Annotated in this window: 8 protein-coding genes; 3 read left to right on the top strand and 5 right to left on the bottom strand. The window is 77.6% G+C overall.

What is annotated here, in order from left to right; translation table 11 throughout:
* Nucleotides 1-252: 252 nt before the first annotated feature.
* Genes GTQ99_RS18710 through GTQ99_RS18700 form a run of 3 tightly spaced genes read right to left on the bottom strand, consistent with a single transcriptional unit; the run spans nucleotide 253 to nucleotide 2,238 of the window.
* On the bottom strand, nucleotides 253-414 hold the full coding sequence (locus tag GTQ99_RS18710) for a hypothetical protein (protein WP_166617234.1): 162 nt from the start codon (nucleotides 412-414) through the stop codon (nucleotides 253-255).
* A 13-nt stretch (nucleotides 415-427) separates the two neighbouring features.
* On the bottom strand, nucleotides 428-1,597 hold the full coding sequence (locus GTQ99_RS18705; RefSeq protein WP_166617233.1) for a zinc-dependent alcohol dehydrogenase: 1,170 nt from the start codon (nucleotides 1,595-1,597) through the stop codon (nucleotides 428-430).
* A complete protein-coding gene (locus GTQ99_RS18700; protein ID WP_166617232.1) occupies nucleotides 1,597-2,238 on the bottom strand; it encodes a hypothetical protein in 642 nt (213 codons plus the stop codon). The genes GTQ99_RS18705 and GTQ99_RS18700 overlap by 1 nt, the downstream gene beginning before the upstream one ends.
* Nucleotides 2,239-2,409: 171 nt before the next feature.
* On the opposite strand from GTQ99_RS18700, the gene GTQ99_RS18695 reads away from it, so the two are divergent.
* Nucleotides 2,410-2,556: an Rv0909 family putative TA system antitoxin gene (locus GTQ99_RS18695; RefSeq protein WP_166617231.1), complete on the top strand. Its 147-nt coding sequence runs from the start codon at nucleotides 2,410-2,412 to the stop codon at nucleotides 2,554-2,556.
* A gap of 48 nt (nucleotides 2,557-2,604) precedes the next feature.
* Here the strand turns inward: GTQ99_RS18695 and GTQ99_RS18690 are convergent, their stop codons facing one another.
* The gene (locus GTQ99_RS18690) at nucleotides 2,605-3,477 is read right to left on the bottom strand and encodes a GGDEF domain-containing protein (protein WP_338075108.1); all 873 of its coding nucleotides are present in this window, start codon (nucleotides 3,475-3,477) and stop codon (nucleotides 2,605-2,607) included.
* A gap of 202 nt (nucleotides 3,478-3,679) precedes the next feature.
* Here GTQ99_RS18690 and GTQ99_RS18685 point away from each other — a divergent pair, with 202 nt between their 5' ends.
* Both GTQ99_RS18685 and pdxH read left to right on the top strand, forming a co-directional pair.
* Complete coding sequence (locus tag GTQ99_RS18685) at nucleotides 3,680-4,594, top strand: serine hydrolase (RefSeq protein WP_166617229.1); 915 nt, start codon at nucleotides 3,680-3,682, stop codon at nucleotides 4,592-4,594.
* Between the two features lie 72 nt (nucleotides 4,595-4,666).
* Complete coding sequence (pdxH, locus tag GTQ99_RS18680; protein WP_166617228.1) at nucleotides 4,667-5,341, top strand: pyridoxamine 5'-phosphate oxidase; 675 nt, start codon at nucleotides 4,667-4,669, stop codon at nucleotides 5,339-5,341.
* Here pdxH and GTQ99_RS18675 read toward each other — a convergent pair.
* The gene (locus GTQ99_RS18675; protein WP_205707783.1) at nucleotides 5,243-5,947 is read right to left on the bottom strand and encodes an ElyC/SanA/YdcF family protein; all 705 of its coding nucleotides are present in this window, start codon (nucleotides 5,945-5,947) and stop codon (nucleotides 5,243-5,245) included. The genes pdxH and GTQ99_RS18675 overlap by 99 nt on opposite strands.
* Between the last annotated feature and the right edge of the window lie 25 nt (nucleotides 5,948-5,972).

The following is a 5,972-nucleotide window of genomic DNA, read 5'->3' as shown; positions in this document are numbered from 1 at the left end:
CCGCCGGAGCGCGCGGCCCCGCCCGCACCGCCGCCTCCCGCCCCGCCGGCGGTGCACCGCGCCGCGCAGCGCACCACCGCACCACCGCCGCGCGGCGGCCGGGGACCGGCGACGGGCCCGCCCGCGGCGGCCGGCCCGCAGCGGCCGCCCGCACCGCGCTGAGACGACGGGCAGCGCCGGGAGGGGCCGGGACGGCAGCGGGCCGGGGACGGTCGCCCGTCCCCGGCCCGCTGCGTCGGCTCCCGGTGGTGCTCAGCTGCCCGGCTGCTCGCCCGACTGCTCGCCCGCGCCGCCACCGGTCTGCTCGTCGGCCTGCTCGGCCTCCTCGGCGAAACCGGTGTCGTTGCCGTAGCCGTTCTCGGTGGGCGACTCGGCCGCCTCGGACGAACCGGGGTTCTCGGTGGGTGTGGTCACGACTCTCCTCAGCTCACGGACGGAACACTGCCCGCAGGCAGCCGTCCTCCTTCTCCTTGAACATCTCGTACCCGCGCACCGCGTCCTCCAGCGGCATCTCGTGGGTGGCCAGGAACGCGGTGTCGAGCTCGCCCGCCGCCAGGTGCTGCAGCAGCCGCGGGACGTAGCGCTGCCCGTGCTGCTGGGCGGCGCGGATGGTCAGGCCCTTGTTGAGCACGACCCCGGTGGGGAAGGAGTCGGTGAGGCCGTAGACGCCGAGGACGGCGACGACCCCGCCCTTGCGGCAGGCCAGCACCGCCTCGCGCAGCGGCGTGGCCCGGTCGGTCTCGGCCCGCACGGCCTGCTTGACCCGGTCGACGGCCTGCTGCACGCCCGTCCCGTGGCCCTCCATCCCGACGGCCTCGACGACGGCGTCCGGCCCGCGCCCGCCGGTGCTCTCGCGCAGCACCTCCTGCACGCTGTCGGTCTGCGAGTAGTCGATCGTCTCGGCACCCAGCCGGGTGCGCGCCAGCTCCAGGCGCTCGGGCAGCCGGTCCACGACGATGACGCGCTCGGCACCGGCCAGCTGCGCACCGCGGGCGGCCATCAGCCCCACCGCCCCGGCGCCGAAGACGGCCACCGTGTCGCCGGGCGTGATGTCGCAGAAGTCGGCGCCCATGAAACCCGTCGGCGCCGCGTCGGAGGCGAACAGGGCCTGCACGTCGCTGACGCCCTCGGGCACGGCGAAGCAGTTGACGTCGCCGAAGGGCACCCGCACGTACTGCGCGTGCGAGCCGGCGTAGCCGCCGAAGGGGTGGGTGTAGCCGTAGATCCCGCCCGAGGGGTAGCCCAGCAGCGGCTGCTGGGAGGCCGCGTTGGGGTTGGTCGTGTCGCACAGCGAGTACATCTGCCGCTCGCAGTACCAGCAGTTCCCGCAGGCGATGAACGACGGCACGACGACGCGGTCGCCGACCGAGACCCGCTGCACCTGCGGGCCGGCCGCGACGACGACGCCCATGAACTCGTGGCCGAAGACGTCGCCGGAGCGCATGCCGGGCAGGTACCCGTCGATGAAGTGCAGGTCCGAACCGCACGTCGTCGTCAGGGTCACCTGCAGCAGGACGTCGTGGGGGTTGATGAGCGCCGGGTCGTCGACGGTCTCGACGGCGAGGTCGTTCACGCCGTTCCAGACGAGCGCGCGCATCAGCGGTCCTCCTCGCGGGCAGCGGGCTGGGGGCGCAGGGTGGGGATCTCGCCGGTCTGCAGCAGCGCGCGCAGCCGGTAGAGCAGGGTGAACGCGACGGCGCCGGCGGGCAGGTCGAGCACGAAGCGGACCTCCGCGCCGAGGTCGCGGGGGGCGGGCAGCGCGAGCACGGTGAGCAGCGCGGACCCCTCCGGCGCCGCCTGCCCCTGCGGCGGCGGTGCGCCGGTCAGGCCGCCCTCGGTGTCGTCCTCGGGGCGGGCGACCGCCTCGTCGTCCCCGCCCCCGGGGGCGGTGCCGGGGTCGGCCAGGCGGCGGAACTCGACGCCGTCCTCGACGGCGACGGCGCGGGTGTCCACCGACATCTCCTCGCCCTCGCTGGTGAGGACGAAGGTGACCCGGTCCCCCTCCCCCGTCTCGACGCGGCCGAGGTCGCCCAGCAGCCGGGAGAGCACCCGCGGGTCGCGGCAGGCGGCGATGACCTCCTGCGGCGGGCGGGAGATCGTCAGCGTCTGCGACACCCCGTGCGGTCCCGGTCTGCTGGGGTCGAGGGGGTTCTTCTCCGCCGCCCGGCCGGGCAGCACGCGACCTGCCGCCTCTCGCGCGCTGGCCAGGACTCCGCGGGCCTTGTGGGTCACGTCCATCGCCTTTCCTCCTCGCCGGTCCTGCACCGCTCCGCACGCTACGGCGGTGACCGCGCGGCGGCATCCCCAGCGCCGGGCCGTGCTCGAGGTGCGGGCCCGCGGGCCCCGGCGGACAGTGGTGCCACCGTCCCGGGCGCCGTGCCCGGGCAGTCGCAGGAGGAGGAGAGCGCCGTGCCAGGGTTGGACGACATCACCGAGAAGGCCAGCGACGCCGGCATCGACAAGGCGGGCGACGCCGTCGACCAGAAGAGCGGCGGCAAGCTCGACGGCCAGGTGGACAAGGCCCAGGAGTCCGCCGACCAGAAGGTCGGCGAGTGAGCTCGTCCCCTCGCGCAGCGGGCTGAGCACCGGCCGCCGGCGCCGCGGCTACCGGGGTGCTCGCACCTTGGTGGCGTACATCGCGGCGTCGGCGGCGTGCAGCAGCTCCTCGGTCCCCAGGGCGCAGCCGTCGGCGGCCGGGGACGTGGCCACGCCGACGGCCACGCCGACCTGCAGCGGCCCCGCGGCGCCCGCGGCGCAGCGGAAGCCCTCGGCGAGCCGGCGGGCGACGACCGCCGCCTGCCCGGGGGCCGTGCCCTCGCACAGCACCGCGAACTCGTCGCCGCCCAGCCGCGCGGCGGTGTCCTCCGGGCGCAGCAGCCCGCGCAGGTGGGCGGCGAAGCCCCGCAGCACCTCGTCCCCGGCGGCGTGGCCGAAGCGGTCGTTGACCTGCTTGAAGCCGTTGAGGTCCAGGTAGAGCACGGTGACCGGCTCGCCGTGGCGCTCCCCGCGCGGCAGCGCCCGCTCCAGCTGCTCGACGAACGCCGCGCGGTTGGCCAGGCCCGTCAGCGCGTCGTGGCTGGCCTGGTGCTCCAGCTGGCGGCGCAGGTCCTCGCGCTCGCTGACGTCCTCCAGGTGCATGATCGCGTGCGCGGGCGCGGCGGGCGTGGCGGGGACGGCGGAGGTCGTCACCCGCACGTCGATCGAGCGGCCGTCCCTGGCGCGGAACCGGGTCTCGTGCACCACGGTCTCCCCCGGCCGCTCGCGCAGGCCCGCGCAGGCGGCGATCGCGCCCGCGACGAGCTCGGGCTGCACCAGCCGGAACAGGTCGCGCCCCAGCAGGTCCTCCTCCGCGTACCCCAGCAGCCGGGTCACCGCGCCGTTGACCCGGGTCAGCACCCCGTCCGGCCGGCAGACCGCGACCCCGATGGGCGCGTGCAGGAAGGCGCTGACGGCGTCGGCGGGCAGCGAGGCGCCCACGTCCCGGACGGTGCGGTGCCCCGGCTGCGCGGGGAGCGGGACCGGCGCCGGTGCCGTCTCGCCCGGGAGGTCGCTGCAGGGGGGCACCGGGTCAGCGTGGTCCGCACCGCTGCGACGCGCAACCGCTTCCGGGCGATCGCTGGCACGGGCGGGTGCGCCGGGGCAGGCTGGGCCCGGACGCCGCCGTCCGCGGGGCCGTCGGGTGGAGGAGGTCGTCGTGCTCGTGCACCGGCGCACGCTGCTGGGGACCGGCGCGGCCCTGGCGGCCCTCGCCGCCACCCCGCGCGACGCCCAGGACGCGCGGGAGCGGCGGGAGCGGGTGCGGCGCCGGCAGCGGGGCGAGCCGGAGCAGGGCGACGGGCGCACCTTCGACCTCGGCGCCTACCTGGACGCCCAGCTCGACGCCACCCGCGCCGCGGTGTGGGCGGTGGACCTGCGCAGCGGCCGGCGGCTGGACCACGACGGGCACCACCAGCGGCCGCTGCTGACGCTGTCCGCGGGGCTGGCCGCCGCCCAGCTGCTGCGGACGGCGACGCCGCTGACCCGCCGCGTGCGCTACGGCGCCGACGACGTCGTGCCCGGCTCCCCCGTGGCCGGCAGCCACGTGCGGGAGGGGATGAGCGTGGCGCAGCTGTGCACGGCGGCGCTGGGGCGCGGCGACGACACGGCCGCGAACCTGCTGCTGCAGCTGAGCGGGGGCCCCCTCGGCCTGACCCGCTTCTGCCGCTCCCTGGGCGACGGGACCACCCGGGTGGACCGGTGGGCGCCCGAGTCCGCCTCCGGCGAGCCGTGGGACCCGCGCGACAGCACGACGGCGCGGGCGCTCGCGCGCGACTACGGGGTCGTGCTGCTCGGGCCCGCGCTGCCGGCCGCCTCCCGCCTGCAGCTGCGCTCCTGGCTGCCGACCGCGCTGCTCGCGGGCGGCTGGAGCTTCTCGCACGTCACGGCCACCGGCTGGTACGGCACGGCCGGCGCCGTCGGCATCGCCCGGCGCGGCACCCGCCAGGTCGTGATCGCCTCGCTGGTGCGCGGCGCCGACGCCAGCGCCCCCGGGACCCCGCAGGCGGCGATGAGCCCGGTCACCGCCGTCCTGCAGGCGCTGGACCGCAGCTGGTGAGCGCGCAGCGCGCTCGGGGCCGCCCGCCGGGCTCGGGGCCGCCCGGCGGGTGCGGGCACCTAGGCTGGCGGCGTGGAGGACCCCGCCCAGCGCCGCATCGACTACGGCGACCGGCCCTTCGGGGCCGACGACCTCGCCGCCACCCCGCTCGCGCAGTTCGAGCGCTGGTACTCGGCCGCGGTCGACGCCGGCGTCCTGGAACCCAACGCCATGACCGTGGCGACGGCCGACGCCGACGGGGTGTCGGCGCGCACGGTCCTGCTCAAGGCGCTCGACGCGCGGGGCATGACGTTCTACACGGGCTACGGCTCCCGCAAGGCGCGGGCCATCGCGCACGACGAGCGGGTGGCGCTGCTGTTCTGCTGGCACGGCCTGCACCGCCAGGTCGCCGTCCGCGGCAGCGCCGAGCAGGTGCCGCGGGAGCAGACCGAGGCCTACTTCACCTCCCGGCCCTACGGCTCGCGCATCGGCGCGTGGACGAGCGAGCAGTCCCGGCCGGTGGAGTCGGCGGCGGCGCTGCACGAGCGCGAGGCGCAGCTGCGCCGGCGCTGGCCGGACACCGGCTCCCCGGACGACGTGCCGACCCCGCCGCACTGGGGCGGGTACCTCGTGCGGGCCCGCGAGGTGGAGTTCTGGCAGGGCCGCACCTCACGGCTGCACGACCGGCTGGTGTTCGTCAGCTCCAGCGGGCTGCCGGCCGCGCTCGACGACGCGGGCGCGTGGCGCGTCGAACGCCGCCAGCCCTGAGGGCAGGCGCAGCCGCAGCGAGCGGGCGAGGTCGTAGGCCAGCGTCGCGGTCTTCCACCGCAGCTGTTCGCCCGCGCGGTGGTCGTCGGCGGGCACCAGCCGGGCGGCGAGGTCGGGACGCTGCCGGGCGAGGTAGCGCCGCGCGCGCAGCGCGTGGACCGGCGAGGAGGCCACCGCGATCGTCGCCGCCCCCTGCAGGTGCGGCAGGCTGAACGCGACGTTCTCCCAGGTGCTGCGCGCCGACTCCTCCAGCACGACCCGCTCGGCGGGCCAGCCGAACTCCGCGCGCGCGCACCCGGCCATCACCGCCGCCTCGCTCGGGCCGCCGCGCGCCGCGGCGCCGGAGAACACCAGCAGGGTGCGCCCGGGGTCGCCCGTGCGGACGGCGATCGCGGTGCGCCAGCGCTGCACCGGGTGCACGCGGCCGCCGGGCCGGGAGGGGAAGCCCAGGACGAGCACGGCGTCGGGCCGCACCCGGGGCGCGCCGGCCAGCCCTGCCCGGGAGGCGCGCAGCGAGGCCAGGTCCACGAGCCCGGCCGCGAGGGCGGCGGCGGGTGCGGCGGCCAGCGCCGCGAGCGCGGCGACGCGCCTGCTCCTGCGGTGCACCGCGCCATCCTCGCAGCCGCCGCAC

It is taken from the genome of Kineococcus vitellinus (assembly GCF_009906315.1).
Taxonomy (GTDB): domain Bacteria; phylum Actinomycetota; class Actinomycetes; order Actinomycetales; family Kineococcaceae; genus Kineococcus; species Kineococcus vitellinus.
The sequence above is the reverse complement of the archived record's forward strand: the minus strand, read 5'-3'. Positions and strand labels throughout refer to the sequence as shown.